The sequence below is a fragment of the Collimonas rhizosphaerae genome (assembly GCF_038896935.1).
Classification (GTDB): domain Bacteria; phylum Pseudomonadota; class Gammaproteobacteria; order Burkholderiales; family Burkholderiaceae_D; genus Collimonas; species Collimonas rhizosphaerae.
On sequence record NZ_JBANDC010000004.1, the window covers coordinates 21422 to 39324 of the forward strand.

General features: G+C 58.1%; 16 protein-coding genes. 7 read left to right on the forward strand and 9 right to left on the reverse strand.

Translation table 11 applies throughout. The features are described 5' to 3' along the window. Positions 1-4 precede the first annotated feature (4 nt). Complete coding sequence (locus V8G57_RS06425) at positions 5-1297, reverse strand: carbohydrate porin (protein ID WP_342828673.1); 1293 nt, start codon at positions 1295-1297, stop codon at positions 5-7. Between the two features lie 289 nt (positions 1298-1586). Beyond that, positions 1587-2855, reverse strand: a complete 1269-nt coding sequence (locus tag V8G57_RS06430; RefSeq protein ID WP_041741188.1) for a dicarboxylate/amino acid:cation symporter — start codon at positions 2853-2855, stop codon at positions 1587-1589. Between the two features lie 423 nt (positions 2856-3278). On the opposite strand from V8G57_RS06430, the gene V8G57_RS06435 reads away from it, so the two are divergent. Then, positions 3279-3773 carry an anthrone oxygenase family protein gene (locus tag V8G57_RS06435; RefSeq protein ID WP_342828675.1) on the forward strand — a complete coding sequence of 165 codons (495 nt, stop codon included), beginning with the start codon at positions 3279-3281 and terminating at the stop codon, positions 3771-3773. Between the two features lie 63 nt (positions 3774-3836). On the opposite strand, the gene V8G57_RS06440 is transcribed toward V8G57_RS06435, so the two are convergent. Beyond that, positions 3837-4328 carry an Hcp family type VI secretion system effector gene (locus tag V8G57_RS06440; RefSeq protein ID WP_014004678.1) on the reverse strand — a complete coding sequence of 164 codons (492 nt, stop codon included), beginning with the start codon at positions 4326-4328 and terminating at the stop codon, positions 3837-3839. Positions 4329-4922: 594 nt separating this feature from the next. Between V8G57_RS06440 and V8G57_RS06445 the strand changes: the two genes are divergently transcribed. After that, complete coding sequence (locus tag V8G57_RS06445; protein WP_254784965.1) at positions 4923-6140, forward strand: ABC transporter substrate-binding protein; 1218 nt, start codon at positions 4923-4925, stop codon at positions 6138-6140. Positions 6141-6303: 163 nt separating this feature from the next. Here the strand turns inward: V8G57_RS06445 and V8G57_RS06450 are convergent, their stop codons facing one another. The 3 genes from V8G57_RS06450 to V8G57_RS06460 form a co-directional block, all read right to left on the reverse strand. After that, on the reverse strand, positions 6304-6579 hold the full coding sequence (locus V8G57_RS06450; protein ID WP_092395003.1) for a hypothetical protein: 276 nt from the start codon (positions 6577-6579) through the stop codon (positions 6304-6306). A gap of 263 nt (positions 6580-6842) precedes the next feature. Beyond that, complete coding sequence (locus V8G57_RS06455) at positions 6843-7706, reverse strand: alpha/beta hydrolase (RefSeq protein ID WP_342828679.1); 864 nt, start codon at positions 7704-7706, stop codon at positions 6843-6845. Between the two features lie 199 nt (positions 7707-7905). Beyond that, positions 7906-9615: a tannase/feruloyl esterase family alpha/beta hydrolase gene (locus V8G57_RS06460; protein WP_342828681.1), complete on the reverse strand. Its 1710-nt coding sequence runs from the start codon at positions 9613-9615 to the stop codon at positions 7906-7908. Positions 9616-9775: 160 nt separating this feature from the next. Here V8G57_RS06460 and V8G57_RS06465 point away from each other — a divergent pair, with 160 nt between their 5' ends. Further along, positions 9776-10987 carry a hypothetical protein gene (locus V8G57_RS06465; RefSeq protein ID WP_342828683.1) on the forward strand — a complete coding sequence of 404 codons (1212 nt, stop codon included), beginning with the start codon at positions 9776-9778 and terminating at the stop codon, positions 10985-10987. Here V8G57_RS06465 and V8G57_RS06470 read toward each other — a convergent pair. Continuing rightward, positions 10978-12129, reverse strand: a complete 1152-nt coding sequence (locus tag V8G57_RS06470; RefSeq protein WP_342828684.1) for an FAD-dependent oxidoreductase — start codon at positions 12127-12129, stop codon at positions 10978-10980. The genes V8G57_RS06465 and V8G57_RS06470 overlap by 10 nt on opposite strands. 65 nt (positions 12130-12194) lie before the next feature. On the opposite strand from V8G57_RS06470, the gene V8G57_RS06475 reads away from it, so the two are divergent. Further along, entirely contained in the window at positions 12195-12647 is a 453-nt protein-coding gene (locus tag V8G57_RS06475) for a MarR family winged helix-turn-helix transcriptional regulator (RefSeq protein WP_342828685.1), read from the forward strand. A 268-nt stretch (positions 12648-12915) separates the two neighbouring features. Continuing rightward, the gene (locus tag V8G57_RS06480; protein WP_092394990.1) at positions 12916-13224 is read left to right on the forward strand and encodes a panthothenate synthetase; all 309 of its coding nucleotides are present in this window, start codon (positions 12916-12918) and stop codon (positions 13222-13224) included. Between the two features lie 86 nt (positions 13225-13310). Here the strand turns inward: V8G57_RS06480 and V8G57_RS06485 are convergent, their stop codons facing one another. Continuing rightward, positions 13311-14150 carry an oxidoreductase gene (locus V8G57_RS06485; protein WP_342828687.1) on the reverse strand — a complete coding sequence of 280 codons (840 nt, stop codon included), beginning with the start codon at positions 14148-14150 and terminating at the stop codon, positions 13311-13313. 232 nt (positions 14151-14382) lie between these two features. Between V8G57_RS06485 and V8G57_RS06490 the strand changes: the two genes are divergently transcribed. Together V8G57_RS06490 and V8G57_RS06495 are read left to right on the forward strand one after the other, a co-directional pair. Continuing rightward, positions 14383-15288 carry an AraC family transcriptional regulator gene (locus V8G57_RS06490; protein ID WP_342828930.1) on the forward strand — a complete coding sequence of 302 codons (906 nt, stop codon included), beginning with the start codon at positions 14383-14385 and terminating at the stop codon, positions 15286-15288. 108 nt (positions 15289-15396) lie between these two features. Next, complete coding sequence (locus V8G57_RS06495; protein ID WP_342828689.1) at positions 15397-16179, forward strand: class I SAM-dependent methyltransferase; 783 nt, start codon at positions 15397-15399, stop codon at positions 16177-16179. A 189-nt stretch (positions 16180-16368) separates the two neighbouring features. Here V8G57_RS06495 and V8G57_RS06500 read toward each other — a convergent pair whose 3' ends face one another. Beyond that, complete coding sequence (locus V8G57_RS06500) at positions 16369-17613, reverse strand: hypothetical protein (protein WP_342828690.1); 1245 nt, start codon at positions 17611-17613, stop codon at positions 16369-16371. Between the last annotated feature and the right edge of the window lie 290 nt (positions 17614-17903).

A 17903-nucleotide genomic window follows, 5' to 3' on the forward strand; every position in this document is an offset into this window, starting at 1 on the left:
ACAGTCAGAATTCCGCGTGCAACCGCAGCGATCCCACTGTCACCGGCCCACGGTCGGCGTTATAGGCAGGGTTCCAGAAATGCTGCAGGTCGGCCGTCAACGAAATCGCCTTGGACAAGCCGAAGCTGTAATACGCTTCCAGAATGCGCTCCGGCCTGTAGTTCAGGCGGCCGTCGCCGATGAATACCCCGAGGCCGCCGGCAGCCAGGTAATCCTGGTGCGCCTTGCTCAATCCGTTTTGTATCAGGGCCAGGCCGACCGTATCGTTATCGCGATGCCAGCCGCGCCCCTTGAGCGCCAGGCCCGCGCTCACGGAACGCTCGATTTCAGAAAACGAATAGGTTTCCGTCTTGCCGTCGTTACGGCTGGCGCGGGCAAAAACGCCGAGATCGTCGCTCAGATTTTGCTCCAGGTTGACTCCATAGCCATACTTGGCCTGCCCTTTGCGCACCTGCGCCACGTCCGGCGTGCCGCCGTTGAGCGCAGCGTAAGCCAGCGCATCGGAAAAACTTCCCATGACTTCCTTGTTGCGGAACAACAGCAAGCGTGCTTTCCCCGGCTGCGTACCGATCACGTGGCCATGTTCCAGCTCGACCTGGTCGCTATGGTATTTGGTGAGGCGCGTATCGAGGCGCTGGCCGTTGGATTCCAGCGGCACCATGAACCTGCCCGCGCGCAGCACCCAGTCGTCGCCATAATATTCGGCGGCGGCGCCCCAGCTGTATCCGCGCGTGTCGCCGGCATAGTCGTAGGCGCCGTAGGTTGACAAAGCCCAGTTCAGGAACTGGGTGCGGCCATCGTGGGCATAGGCATTGCTGTCGAAGATATCGATGATGCTGAGGTTGCCCACCGTGAGCACCAGACGCCGCTTGTCCACCATCCCGGCCAGCTGGTTAGGCGCGGATTCCAGCGGCTGCCGCTCGCCGCCAAAACCCCAGGTCTGGCGCAGGAACAGCCTGGCGCGATAAAAGGTGGGATTCGGACTGCTGCCCTTTTGCTGCTCCGAATCCATCATCCCGCCCAGTCCGGTCAGGCCGGACATGGGCACTGCTTGTACCACTTCCGGATCGAAATACAGTTCGCCGCCGCGCCAAGGCCGCATGCCGAAGAACAGCGTGCCAGAAAAGGAATACCCCTTTTCTGGCTGCGTGCCCAAGCTGTTGGCGCCTGAATAGGCGGCGTCGAAAGATGGTTTTTTCTGCCAGATATAAGTAGCCTGGCCTTTGATGCCCCAGGATTCTTCCTCAACATCGTCGGCATGCGCGGCCATCGGTACGACTGCTGCAGCCAACAGCATCCAGCCAAACCACAACCTCGCCAACGCTTTGCTTCGCCCGGGCCGGGGATCAGCGCGCAATTTTTCCCGCCTCGACCAGTACCGCCATCGCCCGCGATTCATCGCTGCCCTGCGCATGCAGGCCGTCGATGCAAGAGCGCGATACGCGGTTCGTCGAATTGCTTGGGGATATACATGATGTGCCGGGATGAAGTGATCAATCAACAGCCGCTAAATTAGCATATTCCAGAATGAAAGACAGCGCCTCGCGGGCGCTGTGTCTCAAATCCTACGTTTCACATCTTGGCGGTCAGGCCCTGCTATTTTCCAGGGCGCGGCGGCCGGCGTCTTCGTCCAGCTCACCTTCCCACTTCGCAATGACCGAGGTGGCAATGCCGTTGCCGACCACGTTGGTGGCGGTGCGGCCCATGTCGAGGAACTGGTCGATGCCGATGATCAGCAGGATGCCGGCTTCCGGCAGGTGGAACATCGGCAGGATGGCGGCCACCACCACCAGTGAACCGCGCGGCACGCCGGCCATGCCCTTGCTGCTCACCATCAGCACCAGCAGCATGGTCAGCTGCTGGGCGAACGACATTTCAATGTTGTAAGCCTGCGCCACGAACAGGGCGGCGAACGCCTGGTACATCATCGAGCCGTCAAGGTTGAAGGAGTAACCAAGCGGCAGCACGAAACCGGTGATCTTGTTGTTCACGCCGAAATTTTCCAGCTGCTCCATGGTCTTCGGATAAGCCGCCTCGCTGCTGGCAGTGGAAAACGCCAGCATGATCGGCTCTTTCAGCAAACGCAGCAAAGTGAAGATCGAACCGCGCAGGAAGATGTAGCCGATCGCGATCAGCAATGCCCACAAGGTCGCCAGCCCGGCATAGAAACCGCCGAGGAACTTGGCGTAGGTTGTCAGCACGCCGAAACCCTGCACCGTGATGACGGCGGCGATGGCGGCGAACACGCCGAGCGGCGCAAAGCGCATCACGTAATCGGTCACTTTCAGCATGACGTGCACCAGCCCGTCGACGGCGTTGGTCACGGCCTTGCCGGCCTCGCCCTTGACCGAAGCCAGGCCAAACCCGAAAAACAGCGAGAACACCAGGATCTGCAGGATTTCATTCTTCGCCATGGCGTCGACGAAGCTGCTCGGGAACACGTGCGAAACAAAATCTTTCAGGTTGAAGCCGCTGGTATTGAGCTTGGTGTCGGCTCCTACCGCAGGCAGCGGCAGGTTGAGCGCATGGCCGACCTGCAGCACGTTGACAAACAGCATGCCCAGCGCCAGCGACAGCAAGGAGGCGATCACGAACCAGCCCAAGGCGCGCACGCCGATGCGGCCCACCGAGCTGCTGTCCTTCATGCCGGCAATGCCCGACACCAAAGTGCCGAACACCAGCGGCGCGATGATCATCTTGATCAGGCGCAGGAATACATCGGTGATGATGGAAAAGTAGCCGGCGATTTCCTTTGCCGCCGCTTCGTCCGGCGCCAGGTTGTGGCAAATATAGCCGACCACGATCCCGAGGACCATGCCGACCATGATCCAAGTCGTTGCTTTAATTTTTTTCATTTACGTATCCGGCCGTTAGACATACAAAAATACAAAAAATACAAAAACTGTCGACCCGCACTGGCGTCGCGGAGAGAGATCGGCATTAACGCAATGAACAGATTTTGCGAAAATATCAACGTTCTGCTGGAAAAATAAAAAAGCCCTCATTGCTGAAGGCTTTAGAAAACCTGGTGCCGGCGGCAGGGCCTCGCCCCTGATGGCAAGCTTGCGCCAAAGCGCAAACGGACCAGCATGGTACATGAGAAAACGGCCTCTGATCAACAAAAAGAGACCTGGCGCCAATGCCGGCGCGGCAGCGGCCGGTACTCGAGAGCCGCCCTGCATTTATTGACATATCGCATCTAGAGTGATGGAGTGCGGCCTGGCGCCTGCATGTGCGCGGGTGACTATCAACGGTTTTATCTCAACGGAGCGCTTCACATGACTTTCATTGAAAACCTGTTGTTCCCCATCTCGCTATATGCCGCGCTCGCGTGCGGACTGCTGGGCGGGCTGTTCTTCGCGTTTTCCAATTTTGTGATGAACGCCCTGTCGCGCATCTCGCCTGCCAGTGGAATTGCGGCAATGCAGTCCGTCAATATCACTGTGCTTAACCCGCTGTTCCTGCTCCTGTTCCTCGGCACTGCCCTGCTTTGCGCGGTCCTGATCGTGTTTGCCGTTCTGCGCTGGCAGCAGCCGTATGCCGGCTGGTTCCTGGCGGGCAGCCTGTTCTACCTGATCGGCGGCTTCCTGGTCACGATGGGATTCAACGTGCCGCTCAATAACGCCTTGGCCGTCGTAGATCCGGTCAGGCCCGAGTCGTCCCAGGTCTGGCAGAATTATCTCAGCACCTGGACCAGCTGGAACCATGTCCGGACCATATGCTGCCTGGCTGCCGCTGCACTGTTCATCATCGCGGCCTGGCGGCATGCATGACCTGCCGGCGTAAACGAAAAAAAACCGCAGCATGCTGCGGTTTTTTTTATCGGTGCATGAAAATCAGACGACCTTGTTGGTCGACAGATCCCAGCCGCCGGAAGTGTTGCCGCCCGAACCGCCGCCGATCTTTTGCTGTGTGTACTTCCATTTGACCTGGGAGTATTTCAGGCTGACAGTCTCGCTCAGCACATCGCCTTCCTGGACCGATGGCGTGACATCCGAAATCAGCAGGTTGACCAGCTCGATTTCGAAGTACTTGATGCGGTCGCCCTTGCCGTCAGCGCGCAGGAATTCGAACTTGGCCTTTGGAATGGTCTTGCCCGACGAGCAGTTTTGCAGCAGCAGCGGTGTCGCCAGGTCGGCGATCTTGGTCAGCACGATGTCCTTGTGCTCGCAACGCTCGGCTGTATGGCCGCCGCCGGTGGATGCAGTTGCCGACTTCGGCTGCAGCACTTCCCACTGTACCGATTTGCATTCGATCCAGTCTTTGTGCGCGCTGTCCGTGGACTCGCCCTTGATGCCGTCGATTTGCAGATAAACGTCTATTGCCATGGTGATACCCCTTATGAATTAAGTAAAACTTGGATAACGCTGGTTGTTCCGCAAGCAAGCGGATTGAAACTGAAAGTTCGTGAAACTGGAAGTGTGTCGATAGAGAAACGACACAGCGCGACGGGCCCTGAGACGTCCTCGCGCTACGAACGGCGGCATGAGAAAACCTGTTGAACGCATTCCGTGCAGCAATCTTACAACCATATAAGCATGCAAGATTGCAAACAATTGTATCACCAGTCAGAATAACAATTATTTCTACGCAGAAATAAATCTGACTTTTTGGGAATTTTGCCACACTTGCCGACAGGCTTTTTCCGGGAGTCGCTCTGATTTCTTAAAATTTCCAAGGAGAAATGCATTGGAAATTTATTTAATTTTAAATTAGCAACATCCTGCTCGATACGGCCGCGCCGGCGCGACGCGCCATCAGCCTGATATCCGGCTGGCCCTTTGTTGAGAACAGGACCCGGTCAGTTTAAAACGACAACCTTATATTTCGATTGGAAGGTTTGAAAACCCCTTGTTTTTCATCGCTCTGCTGTATATTTCCAAAAAGAAACTAATAACGGCAATTAAATCTAGGAGATGGCGATGCAAAAACGCAGCACGTACGGTTTCATTTTTTGTCTGGCAGCATCAGGATTCAGCGCAAGCGCACAAGCCGAACTGCCGCCCATCAAGATCGGCGTCATCGGCCCGATCACCGGCCCCTCGGAAGACATGGGGCAGAGCATGATAGGCGGCGCCAGGGTGTTCCTGGCTGACATCAACCAGGTCGGCGGCGTGCTTGGCCGCAAGATCGAACTGGTCGAGCGCGACGACCGCGCCAAGCCGGAAGTCGGTGCGGCCATGGCCAAGGAAATGATCGAGAAGGATGGCGTGGTGGCCGTGGTCGGCTTCGGCAATACCGGCGTCGCCCTGCCTGCGGCGAAACTGTTCCAGGAAGCCAAGATCCCGCTGATCGTCACCGGCGCTACCGGCGCCACCATCACCAAGTCCTTCATGCCGCCGGCCTACCCGGTCAGCTACATCTTCCGCACTTCCGCCAGCGACGCGCTGCAGCCTATCGTGATTCTCAACGACGTCATCGACCGCCGCAAGATCGACAAGATCGCCGTGCTGCACGACGAAAGCCCCTACGGCCAGTTCGGCAAGCAAAGCATGCTGGCGGAGCTGGACCGGCGCAAGATCAAGCCGGTGCTGGTGGAGGGATTCAAGGTCGGCGACCAGGACATGACGGCGCAGCTGCAGCACGCACGCGACAATGGCGCCCAGGCCATCGTGATGTACTGCCTCGCCCCAGAGGGTGCGATGGTGGTCAAGAGCGCAGACAAGCTGAAACTGCGGCTGCCGATAGTCGGGCCGTGGGGCATGTCGCAGCAAACCTTCATCGACAAGGCCGGCCAGAGCGCGGAAGGCGTACGCAGCTCGGTGACGTTCATCGAAAACGAATTGAGCTCGGTCAGCAACCAGTTCTCGCTGACCTATCGCAACGTCAACAAGACCAACCGCATCCCGTCCGCCGTGGCCGCCGCCCAGACCTATGATGCGCTGCGCCTGATCACGCTGGCGATATTCCAGGCCAACACGGTAGACGGCGCCAAGGTCAAGGACGCCCTCGAGAACCTGCAGGTGCACACCACGTCGACCATCGTCTCGCGCTACTTCAAGCCGTTCTCGGCGACCGACCATGAAGCGATTGCCCTCAACATGATCGTCATGGGGGAAATCCGCAATGGCAAGGTGGCTTATGCCTACCGGGAAGATGCAAGCAGCGGATCGATCGCGCGTACCAAAAAGACTGAATAAGCGGGAGAGTCAACGCCAGGCCGTTAGCGTTACCAGTTCCGGGAAGTGCGCCGGAGAAGAACACCAATCAGCGCGCCCTGCGATATGCAAAAACAAAACCCCGGCAGCTTGCGCTTGCCGGGGTTTTGCATTTCCCTCCCTGATCTCTAAGGCCGATGCGCCTTCAGGGCTTGATTCTTGTAATTTCGCTGATGTGGGCTTTGCCGGAAAGCGGCTTGAAGATATACAACAAGGCTGGGAACTGCGGCGAGCCCGGGACTACAACTGTGCCGGTGCACAGGAAGCAGTAATTGGTGCCCGCTACCACTTGCGTGGCAAACGCGGATGGCGTGTAAGCCACGCCGGTAAAGCCTTCCAGCGCTTCCTTGAATACTGCCCGTGCAGCGGCGGTTATTTCATAGTCGAAATGACTCCAACCACCGGCCAGATCTGTCGTCATGATGTTCCCCTTGCGATGGCCGCATGGTCGGATGCCCGTAACTGTTGCGACCGTCCAGTCACAGGCTGCAAAAATTACAACGCAGGCCTGGATTGACGGCACCAGGTCATCTCCAGGCTTGGCAAGATCGATGCCGCCATGCCGAAGAGAAACCCATGCTAGTCCGATGCGCAAAGAAAAAATACTGGTGAAAGTGTCAGGTACGGGCGGCGCTCCGGTCCATCGACAAGGACGGCGGAAATGAAGGGGGAAACAGGCGCCGCTTACAGCTCGCCAGCACTATGGCTTACCGTCGCCACGCTGAATTTCGCGGTCAGGAAGCTGGCAATCCGCTCCTGGGTAGCGTCAAGATAGGGAATGTTGTGGTGGTCGGAACCGGGAATGGTTTCGTCCTGCGGCGCTTTGGCCAGTTTGGCAACCAGCAGGTCGGTATGGGAAGGCGGCACCACATCGTCGGATGCGGCACGGATGATGAACGTCGGCGCGGACAGCAAAGGCGCATGCTTGATTGAATCGAAACGATGCTTGAGAACGAACCCCGGCACGGCCGGGAAACGGCGCTTGGCCAGGGCCAGCAGCGAGTCATAGGGGGTAATCAGCACGATCGCCGCGACCGGCCGGCTGACGGCTATCTGCACCGCCACGCCCGAACCGAGGCTGCGCCCGACCACGGCGATTTGTCCAGCGTTGATGTGGCGATGCTCGGCAAACCAGTCGAACAGCATCTGCGCGTCTTCTATCATTTTCGGCTCGCCCGGGACACCCTCCGAATCGCCGTAGCCGCGGTAGTTGACGGCAAGCACTGTCATGTTCGGGAACATGCGCCAGGCATCGCGCGCCACCCAGGAAACTTCCTCCGAGCGGCCGCCGAAATACACTACCGCTGGATGGGGGCCGGGTACGCGCGGCGTCAACAGCCATCCCGAGAGCCGGGTGCCGTCGGCGCAGCGCAGTACGACCAGGCGGGAGCGGTGTCCGATGCTATGGGGATGTTCGACTTCCTTGGTGCGCACCGGCTTGAAAATCAGCTTGCGCTGGCTGACCGCGACCGCGGTGGTAAAAATCAGCCATCCGAGGGCGACGATGCCGCCCATCCCGGTCATTTTCTTGTACTTGATGGTTCTCATAAGCCAATGCAGCCACACGGGGCCTTATCCCATGCTGGCCGCATCCTCCCCTTGGCTTTATTGTATTCCTCGGATTTGTTGTCGTCTCTATAATTTCATTGCCACGCATGCCACGGCTGGAAATCACCCGATTTGTGTGGCTAAAATGGCTCTTTCCCGGGCGAAGCCGATGCGCCTGATGACTCACCCAGCCAGGCCCCTACTGTGTAGCGCAACTGAAACTCGCCGCCAGGTTGACATCGCCCGCGCCGTTGTACCTGGGCCACGCGGGAAACTCGCACAGGGGCCGGCTGCGGCCCGGGATGCCGGCCGTATCCGCGACCACCTGCGATACCGGCGCGCTGCCCTGCTCCACCCAGTTTTCCAGCGCCGTCAGCGAATCCCATGCGGCATTGAAGACGGTCGACAACGAATGGCCGTAACCGGGGATTTCGTAGTAGCGGACAAAGCTGTCCACCGCGGCGCGGCCCATGGCCGATTGCAGGCGCCGGAAATAATCTTCGCTGGAACGGGTGCTGACCAGCGCATCCGACATGCCATGCGCCATCAGGATTTTTCCACCCTTGGCCTGGAATGCCGACAAATCCGTCTTGTTGATGTCCTGCATGAGCGTGAGCTGATCGATGCGCGCCTGCCATGGCCCTGCATTCTGGGGATCGAGCGACAAGGAATCAAATGCCGGATTGCGCGTGATGAAATACTTTACCCACTGATCCCAGAACGTCGCCCAGTATGGCGCATCGGACGGCATCGGCTGCGCCGGCTGGCTATCACCCATGGCCAGCAGCCTGACCGTTTTCTGCGCCGCCGAATCGCCGGGCAGGCCGAGATCGGCGCCCCACACATTGAAGCCGGGATACTGGGTTTCTCCGCTGCCGAGAGGCCGACTGAACGAGATCGCCGTGCCGTAGGTTTTCAACGCAGCGATCTGCGCATCGGACAGGCAGCTGTCGCCGCTATCCGCGCCGCCGGCACAACGCAGCGGCAGGCCATTCAGCATCGCACTGGCGGGATCGAAGAGGCCGTTGCATGCCTGGATATTGCTGATCAAGCCATCCTTGACGCCGTCCAGCGCATCGCAGCTGGCCATCGCCGCGTCGTATAGCGTCTTGCGTTTTGCCGGATTCAGATAGGCGCCCGGCATGGCAAACGCGCGCGTGATGCGGCCGAACTGCAGGTCCAGGCTGGCCGCCGCCCAGGCCGGGTACAGCGCAATCACGCCATCCCAGTCTTGCGGCCAGCGCTGCGCCACTGCCAATGCTTCGCGGCCGCCGGTCGAACCGCCGGCGAAGTAGGATTTTTGCGGCGCGCCGGCGTAATACTGCCTGATCAGGTAGAGCGCCGCATCGCGTGTTTTCTTGAGCGCATCGCCGGCAAAATTCCGCAATGCCTCGTCGTTCTGCCCGAAGGTGCCGTCGCGGCTGCCCATCTGGTTGGCCTGGTGCCCGGAATCGCTGGCAAAGGTGGCGTAGCCGCGCGCCAGCGGCTTGGCCTTGTCTTGCGGGCCGGCGGGAACGTTGCCGCTGACATCGGGCACAGTGCCGTTATACCCGCCGCCGCCGAACATCAGCGCCTTGCGGTTCCAGGCGGTCGGCAAATCGAGCTGGAATTTGATTTTCGGCGCGGTCGGATCGACCGGGTTGATCTCGCCCTTCACCTGGCAGTACTCGCCTGTCGCCGCCACGCCGCTGCCGGCAGGCGGCACAGTGTGCGCATCGGTCACGACAGCGCCGCTGGTCGGCAAGCCGATGGCCTGCGCCGATATGGCCATGCCGTTCAACTGGCTGCAGCTGACCGGGGTGCCGAACTGCAGCTCGCCACCGCCGCATCCGCTGGACAGCAGCATCATCCCCAACAAAGCAGAACCAAGGACATTGGATGTCCTCAGGAATTTTCCTTGATCCATCATGAATGTTTCCTTTCATGTGTTTTGGCTGCAGATTATTTTTGCAATAACGAGGAAACAGTAACATTTAAAGATAGAATTTTCGACACGATTCTGAAATGCGCTTTTTCCGCTCCACTAATTAACCGGCCCGATAATGAAAACCTTCTTTCAACATCTGATCATGTTTAGCACATTGTCCTGTGCCGCCGCCGGTACAGCGCTGGCCGGCGAACGCATCGTTTTCAAAGGGACGCTGGGGGCAAATGCCGAAGTCGTGCTGGAGCTTGAAAAGAAATCCGACGGCTATGACGGCCGCTATTTCTACCTGCGCCATGGCGTCGACATTCCCCTGCATGGCTCCCTCGCATCACTCAATGAAGCACTGCCCAGATATGAACACGGCGAGCTCCTGGCAGGCGACGATAACCGTGGCCTGCCGATATACATCGATCCCGCCACGAAAAAACCGCGCAGCATTTGGCACGGAAAAATCGATGGCGATACATACCAAGGCAGCTGGAGCGACGCCAAAACAAAGAAGACCCTGGCGTTTGAATTGCACCAGGTCGGCCGCTATGATCCCCACGCCGTCAGGCCGGCCGGTGTGGAAGCAGTTACTGCCGCCATCACGCCTGGCATCGGCAACGACATTGCGTATGGCACGGCGATCTCGCTCAAGAATGCTCCCTACGATTACCTGAAGATGCAATTCCCGCCGCAGCCTGGGCCCGAAATCATCCGCAAAAACGTCGGCTACAGAATGGTGACGGATCCGAGAACCAAGTTCGCCTATCCGCGGCTGACCCGCCATCCCAATCCAGAGATACTGGCGAGCATCAACCAGATCCTTGAGCAGCGCCATTGGCAGATGAGCCTGGCGGCGCTGGAATGCAAGGCAACGCTCTACACCATGGACGGGCCTGCTTCCGGGACCCTGGGAGACTATGACTCGGAGACAATCAAAGTTCGCTACCTGTCAGAAAAACTGATGAGCATCGTCGAAGCGGGAAGCACCTTTTGCGGAGGAGCGCATCCGAACAACCATTACGATCCGTTCACATTTGACCTGATCCACGGCGGTTACCTGGATTTCAACCGCCTGTTTCCAGTCCGGATAAGCAATAAGGACGGGTCCGATATTGCTCCTGTTCTTGCAGACTTCATCAGCAAGAAGGTGGAGTCAAAGAAGAGCCGCGACAAAGTGGATCCAGATGTCGATTGCACCGACGTGCTGCCGCAAAACCTGGATTTTGAATTTGACGAGCCGGACAAGATTTCCTTTGTCGTTTCCGGCATCGGCCACGCCATGGGTGTATGCCTGGGGCCTCAGCTTGTCATGCCGATACGCGCATTGCAGCCGATCCTCAAGCCGGGCGCAAAAGCCTATTTCTGACCCTGGCCGCCGGCGTGGCTCCGGTACATTTCCAGCGTCAGCGCCTGGCCGACATGCGACAGCTGGGTTGCAGCCCCTTCCGCCGCGCCTTCAGCGGACTCGGCAACACGCGCGAACATCAGCGCTTCATATTCAGCCACGGCCTCCGCCCAGTCGGCGCGCTCGATCAGCAACCGCGCCAGCTCTGCGGCATCGAACATGGCGTTGTTTACCCCGTCGCCGCCAAAAGGCGACATGACATGCGCCGCATCGCCAAGCAGCGTGAGGCCGCGCAGGTTCTGCCAGCAATGCCCCACCGGCAGCGCGCAGATCAGGCGGATGGCGAAGTTATCGTTGCTGGCCCGGAACAGGTCGAGGATCTCGGGAGCGAAGCCGTCGAATTCCTTGATCAACTCTGCACGCATGGAAGCGGGCGCAGCAAGGTCAAACCGCCGCGCCGCCCAGCCTGCCGGCACGCGGAAGATGGCATAAGCGCGGATGTGCGCATTGCCGTTGCGCTGCGCGATGATTTCCTTGCCGTCGGCTTCAACGCCCATCTTGCCGCGCCCCACCAGCTGCGACAGCGCGGGATGGCAACGGTCGACGTCGTCGATGCCGCATTCGATGAAGGTAAGGCCGCTGTATTGCGGCCGGTATGGCGACAGCAGCGGCTGTATCCGTGACCACGCGCCATCGGCGCCGACCACCAGGTCGAACGGCCCCTCGCTGCCGTGCTCGAAAACCAGGTCCCAACGCCCGTCGTCCCGCGCCTGCACCTCGCGCATGGCGCAGCCCCAGCGTAGGCACGCGGCAGGCAATGCCTGCAGCAGCATGGCGCGCAGCTCGGTACGGTCCACTTCAGGGCGGTTGCCGCTGGCCGCGTCCTGGTCTTCAAACAGCAGGTTACCCGCCTTGTCCAGCAGGCGCGAACCCTGGTCCTCGTAGCGGGCGATGGCCTGGAACTCTTCGATGAGGCCGGCCTGCCTGAGCGCCTGCAGGCCCGACCCCTCATGCAGGTCCAGGGTGCCGCCCTGCGGGCGTTCCAGCGGATGGGATTCCTGCTCGAACACCGTCGCGGCGATGCCGTGCAGATGGAGGATACGGGCAAGGGTCAGGCCGCCCGGGCCGGCGCCGACTATGGCGATGTGTAATTGTGTATTCACAGGATGGATTGAATCAGTTATAATAGGCACCTATATATAAACATAGCCACCTATTGAATGTCAACATGACGAAAACTGATCTGTCGAACAACCCCATGAGACTTATCGGCCAGACCTACCGCACTTCCATGCGGCTGGTCGACAGCCCGCTGCGCGCGCTGGGGTTCGCCATGGGGCAGCTGCCGGTGCTGGTAGCGCTCAAGAAAAGCGGCGCCCTTTCGCAGGCCGAGCTGGCGCGGCTGGCACAGGTAGAACAGCCCAGCATGGCGCAACTGCTGAATCGCATGGAACGCGACGGGCTGGTGCAGCGGGCTCCCAATCCTGAGGACAAACGCAGCCAGCTGGTTTCGCTGACTGCCGGCGCCTCTGAGCGCATGCCGAAGGGGAAAGCCGTCATGGACTCAGCCAGCCGGCAAGCCCTGGCGGGTTTTACCAAAGAGGAGCGGAATCAGTTGATGGCGCTGCTGCTGCGGGTGAATGCCAATCTTGATCGTGCGGTTGGCGAGGCAGAGAGTTGAGACGAAGTCCGAAACTGTTTTACATTCTCCATATCCCGACGACTATTGCCGCATCTCAACACTCGTCAGGGGCACCGCGTATTTTCCGGAGCACAAGCAATCATTCCGTTAGCCTCGCCCCAGATCGGGCAGCCTCTGGAAACATCCAGATCCGTTCGAAATGACGGCTGGCTAAATCGACGAGAAAACCTACAATGGAAATTGACCTTCGAGGACGGTAATCAAAAACTTCGGCAGTCAAATAATTAAAATCTCTAAGGAGGCAATCATGCGGATGCTTTTGAATGTCAAACTTCCTAACACCGAGTTCAACGCGGCCGTAAGGGACGGCTCTGTCAGCAGTAAAATGGGCGAGATCCTGGAGGAAATAAAACCGGAAGCGGCTTACTTCACCGAACAGGGTGGACAACGATCGGCCCTCTTGATCGTCGACATCGACGACCCGGCGAAAATTCCCATGCTTGCAGAACCATGGTTCCTGACCTTTAACGCCAATGTGGAATTAAAAGTGATCATGACGCCGGAGGACTTGAAAAGAGCCGGGCTTGAGGAGTTGGGCAGGAAATGGTCGATGTAGGTTCAGAGGAAATTCTGATGCTGGATGGCAAATCGCGGAGCAAAAGAAAAAGGCCCTCATTTCTGAGGGCCTTTTAAATTCTGATCTCAGTGATCCGTCGACGCCGAAACGCTTTCCCACGACTTCATTTCGTCTGACATGGCTGCAATTTTATTTTTCACCAATGCCACCGCATCGCTGCCGAGCAATAAATGCATCGGTGCGTCAGGCGCGTTGGCAATCTTCAGCAATATTTCCGCAGCCTTGGCTGGATCGCCAAGCTGCTTGCCGCTTTTTTCTTGCCGCGCGCCACGAACAGGGTCAAACAAGGCATCGTAATCCTGGATATGGCGCGGCGAGCGAACCATTGAACGGCCCGCCCAATCGGTGCGGAAGGAGCCTGGTGCGACCGCGGTTACTTTCACGCCGAAGCCTGCGACTTCTTTTGCCAAGGTTTCCGAGATACCTTCCAACGCAAACTTGCTGCCGCAATAGTAGGCGATGCCTGGCATTGTAATGAAGCCCCCCATTGACGTGATGTTGATGATGTGACCGCTCCGGCGCTCTCGCATGGACGGCAACACGGCTTTGATCATGGCAACCGCGCCAAACACGTTGACGTCGAACTGACGGCGCATTTCTTCCAATGGCGACTCTTCGAGCGTTCCTTCATGTCCGTAACCGGCGTTGTTGACCAGGACGTTGATCGGCCCGATTTTTTCCGTCATTTCTGCGACTTTGGCGTCGATTGCAGAAAAATCGGTCACATCGAGCACGACTGCAATCGCGCGACCGATAGCCAAATCCTCGAAATCTTTTTTTGCCGATTCATTTCTGACTGTTCCCATTACGGTATGGCCAGCGGCCAGTGCTGCCAAGGCAAATGCCCGGCCGAACCCTGAACTGACACCAGTAATCAGAAACTTCATTTCAGCTGGTTTTCCCATGGATTTAATCCTTTACGGTTTATTTACGAACACGCTGACGGCGCGAATCAATCAATCAGCCAAGTCTGTCAGGCTTGACGTAATCTTATGAGCGAACGCAAAATATCTAAATGCCGGTTTACATGCGGTTCTTGCCTAAACCTATTAGCCCGGGCGCTTTAACCTTAAGTCTTTGATCAATCCACAGCAGGTGACCGTGTTGACGAACAACAGCAAACAGCAGCACCAGCGCATGGTAAGCCTGCTGACAAGACTCGCGCCAAACGAAGGGTATAACCTCTCGTATCTGCGAGACGTGAGGTTTCTTCGGTCCAACCACCCGCTGAGCGTGACGCCGGTTCTCTATGAACCGGGAATTGTGGTCGTATGCCAGGGGAGAAAAAGGGGATTTTTAGGCGATCAAACCTACGTCTACGATGCGCAGCACTACCTGGCCGTATCGGTGCCGGTGCCGTTCACGATGGAAACCGACGCAAGTGAAAAGGAGCCGCTATTGGCAATTTATTTCCGGCTCGATTTCAAGATGCTCGCCGACCTGTTATTGCAGATGGAAGTTGCTGAGCCAGGCGATGCAATTCCTCAAGGCATGTTCGCCACCGCAATGGACGAGAAAATGTCGGCGTCGGTTCTGCGATTCCTGGAAGCCATGGACGAACCCATGGAAGCAAAGATCCTCGGTCCGGCACTGGTGAAAGAAATCTACCTGCGTGTATTGACTGGAGACCAGGGAGCGTCAATGCGCACAGCCCTCGTGAATGAGGGACAATTCGGCAAAATCGCGAAAGCGATCAAAAAGATCCACGCGTCATATAACGAGAAACTCGACGTCGATCAACTTGCCAAGGAAGCCGGCATGAGCGCGCCGTCGTTTCATTCCCATTTCAAGAACGTCACCGCGACTTCACCGATGCAATACCTGAAGTCGACACGCCTGCACCAGGCGCGGCTCTTGATGGCGCGAAATGGCCTGACTGCTGCCAGCGCCTGCGTCGAAGTGGGTTATGAAAGCGCCTCGCAATTCAGCCGCGAATTCAAACGCCTGTTCGGCAGGACGCCGATTGAGGAAGTAGCGAGAATGCAGCAGGCGTTCGCCTTGCCTGAGGCCGATCCTGCTTCGATTTATGTGTCATCGCATTAACCGCTAAGCCTTCAAGGGTCCCTTTCTCTTATGCTAACATTCGTGGAAGATCAGCGCCCGCCTCAAATTGAGCATCAACCCCAGCATAATTTCCAGAATGGATAATAAATGATAGTTGACAGCCGGCAAATTATTGATGCCCTTCCCATATTTACAGTTTCTTCAGCCGGTGAGATCGATACCGTCGCGGCGCTGGTATTGCAAGCGGCAAACCAGACCGTTCCCTTTTTGGCGCGCCTTCTCAGCGACCTTGGGCACACGGAGCTGCGGGCGATACCTGCGCAAGAGTTCGCATCAACCCCCGATGCCCAGGCAGCAGCAGCAGCGCTTAAAATCCTGTTCGACCGATATGGCAGCGACAAGGCGCAACCACACAACTATCACCACCTGTACGGCGCGATACTGAGCAATCCCGCAGCAGTCGCCAATGTGCTTGAAGTCGGCCTGGGCACCAATAACGAGGACGTGGTGTCGAACATGGGGAGTGCGGGACGCCCGGGTGCATCGCTGCGTGCGTTTCGTGATTTCCTGCCGAATGCGCGGATTTTCGGCGCCGATATCGATAAACGCATCTTGTTCCGCGAGGAACGGATCGAGACCTTCTTTATCGACCAGACTGACTTGGACACAATCAGCGCGCTCGGCAAAGAATTGCAGATGGAGTTCGACTTGATCATCGATGACGGTCTCCATTCGCCAAACGCGAACCTGGCCACGATGATTTTCGGACTGCCGAAACTAAGACGCGGCGGTTATCTGATTGTGGAAGATATACATCCTGCGCACCTCCCTGTGTGGCAAGTAGTTGCAGCGTCTTTGCCCGCTCGCTTTAAGCCATTCCTCTTCGTTACCAACTGCGCTTACGTTTTTGCGGTGAAGTACCTCGGATAGCGCCTGGCTGGATGGCCTCGCCGCATTTGGCGCCAGGCGTTTTTGACCGAGAAGAATATCAGCGTGTCCGCATACGCTCACTGGCAGGGAGGCTATCGGAAGTTTAAAAGCTCGCGTTGGTTACGCGAGCTTTTTGCTTTTCAGTACCGGCGCGTGCCTGACTGCAGCGCTGCCGGCGGCGGCCGATCGCTACCGCAGAGCGGCGCCACCTTGCACCAGATACTGACTCAGGAGGCGAGCAAATTGTCCACCGTCAGTGTTGATCGTGGTCTGGAAGGTGCCTCCTGAACTGAAGACGATGGCGAAGGTGTGGATGTCGCCATATTCCTGCGTGTTGCGCAGCATGTAGTCGACGCGGTTGTCGCGATAGTGCTGATTGGTACCGCCTGGCGTAGAGGACGGTACGCCCATCGGCGTCTGCCACCACAGGATCGGGAGTCCATTGCTCAGCGCAGTGCGATAGTCCGAGATCGCGCTCTGCGATTGGTGGAAATTCGGTGTAGCGATATTGTTTTCGTCCCAATAGAACGACCCGGTTCGTCCTGCGCATTCCGCTGGAGGCGATGCGACTTCCATGCAGCCGGCGTCTCGATCGCTCGTCTGGGCAACGATGAAATCCGCCTGATGTGCTCCAACCGCTTTCATTTCGGCGCCAATCTCAGCCGGGGAGCCAGACCAGAACGAGGGCGGGAATCCGAGCAACGCATTAGGTGCGATCTTCCTGCCCATCTGCACCAGGCACTGGCCGATGCCGGCGGCGGTATTCGGCAATCCGCTACATTCGGCCTGGCTGCTGACGACGGCTGGTATCTGGGCCGGATCATGCCCCGGCGCCTGCGCCCATACGAAACCCCAGAAATCCGGCTCCAGATTGATCAGAACGGGCGCATTAAGCGCGGCAATGCGTTGATACATTAGCCGGGCCTGTGCCCAGTAGTTGTTCATGAACGTCGCATCTTTGATTCCGCTCAAGTTGCCGCCGCCGTTCTGGGCCATCTGATAAAACGTAAACATCGGGGTCGCGCCGTAGGCTTGGACAGCTTGCGCGGTATAGGTGATGTAGGCGCCGTCTGGACTGTTCCAGGTAGGCCACGCGCCCGCACCGACGCCCACCAGGTAGGTATCGACGATATCCGGATGAATGCTCTGGCTTTGCATTTGCGCCAATGAATTGCCCGCGCCGAGTCCGACCAGCACTCGAGAAGGCTTGCCGAGCTTGGCCACTAAAGTGGCAGTCGCTGCGGCATTTGAAGTGCCTCCTGACGTGCCGCCACCCGTGCCTCCTGACGTGCTGCCACCAGTGCTTCCTGACGTGTTGCCGCCTGTGCTTCCTGACATGTTGCCGCCTTGAGCGCTATCGGTTCCGCCACCGCAACCGAAAAGGAGGGATGCGAGCAGCAGTGCCGCAGCATGTCGAAGCGAAAATCTAATCATCTGAAACTCCGTGAAATTGAAGGAAAACCAATCTCCGCGCGCGCCGCTTAAGCTGATACCGGAGATCTGTCAGCGATCCCGATCAAGCTTCGACATGAGACGCATCGCGATGCCGCAGCCGATAAAACAGCTTTACCCAAGGCTTCGCCGCCGGCATTTGTGGCTAAAAACGTGTCGCCGTATTGCTTGGCATGATCGCCATCAACGTCCACGCACGCTGCAGGAACCATGCCTGCTTTTACGGCAAAGCCAGATACCCCGCTTAGCCCGGAAAGTGACGTAAAGTGCCC

What these genes read in the sequence shown, in the direction of transcription:
- V8G57_RS06425 (WP_342828673.1), bottom strand. Translation starts at nt 1,297, where the DNA reads ATGCTGTTGGCTGCAGCAGTCGTACCGATGGCCGCGCATGCCGACGAT.
- V8G57_RS06430 (WP_041741188.1), bottom strand. Translation starts at nt 2,855, where the DNA reads ATGAAAAAAATTAAAGCAACGACTTGGATCATGGTCGGCATGGTCCTC.
- V8G57_RS06435 (WP_342828675.1), top strand. Translation starts at nt 3,279, where the DNA reads ATGACTTTCATTGAAAACCTGTTGTTCCCCATCTCGCTATATGCCGCG.
- V8G57_RS06440 (WP_014004678.1), bottom strand. Translation starts at nt 4,328, where the DNA reads ATGGCAATAGACGTTTATCTGCAAATCGACGGCATCAAGGGCGAGTCC.
- V8G57_RS06445 (WP_254784965.1), top strand. Translation starts at nt 4,923, where the DNA reads ATGCAAAAACGCAGCACGTACGGTTTCATTTTTTGTCTGGCAGCATCA.
- V8G57_RS06450 (WP_092395003.1), bottom strand. Translation starts at nt 6,579, where the DNA reads ATGACGACAGATCTGGCCGGTGGTTGGAGTCATTTCGACTATGAAATA.
- V8G57_RS06455 (WP_342828679.1), bottom strand. Translation starts at nt 7,706, where the DNA reads ATGAGAACCATCAAGTACAAGAAAATGACCGGGATGGGCGGCATCGTC.
- V8G57_RS06460 (WP_342828681.1), bottom strand. Translation starts at nt 9,615, where the DNA reads ATGATGGATCAAGGAAAATTCCTGAGGACATCCAATGTCCTTGGTTCT.
- V8G57_RS06465 (WP_342828683.1), top strand. Translation starts at nt 9,776, where the DNA reads ATGTTTAGCACATTGTCCTGTGCCGCCGCCGGTACAGCGCTGGCCGGC.
- V8G57_RS06475 (WP_342828685.1), top strand. Translation starts at nt 12,195, where the DNA reads ATGACGAAAACTGATCTGTCGAACAACCCCATGAGACTTATCGGCCAG.
- V8G57_RS06480 (WP_092394990.1), top strand. Translation starts at nt 12,916, where the DNA reads ATGCGGATGCTTTTGAATGTCAAACTTCCTAACACCGAGTTCAACGCG.
- V8G57_RS06485 (WP_342828687.1), bottom strand. Translation starts at nt 14,150, where the DNA reads ATGGGAAAACCAGCTGAAATGAAGTTTCTGATTACTGGTGTCAGTTCA.
- V8G57_RS06490 (WP_342828930.1), top strand. Translation starts at nt 14,383, where the DNA reads ATGGTAAGCCTGCTGACAAGACTCGCGCCAAACGAAGGGTATAACCTC.
- V8G57_RS06495 (WP_342828689.1), top strand. Translation starts at nt 15,397, where the DNA reads ATGATAGTTGACAGCCGGCAAATTATTGATGCCCTTCCCATATTTACA.
- V8G57_RS06500 (WP_342828690.1), bottom strand. Translation starts at nt 17,613, where the DNA reads ATGATTAGATTTTCGCTTCGACATGCTGCGGCACTGCTGCTCGCATCC.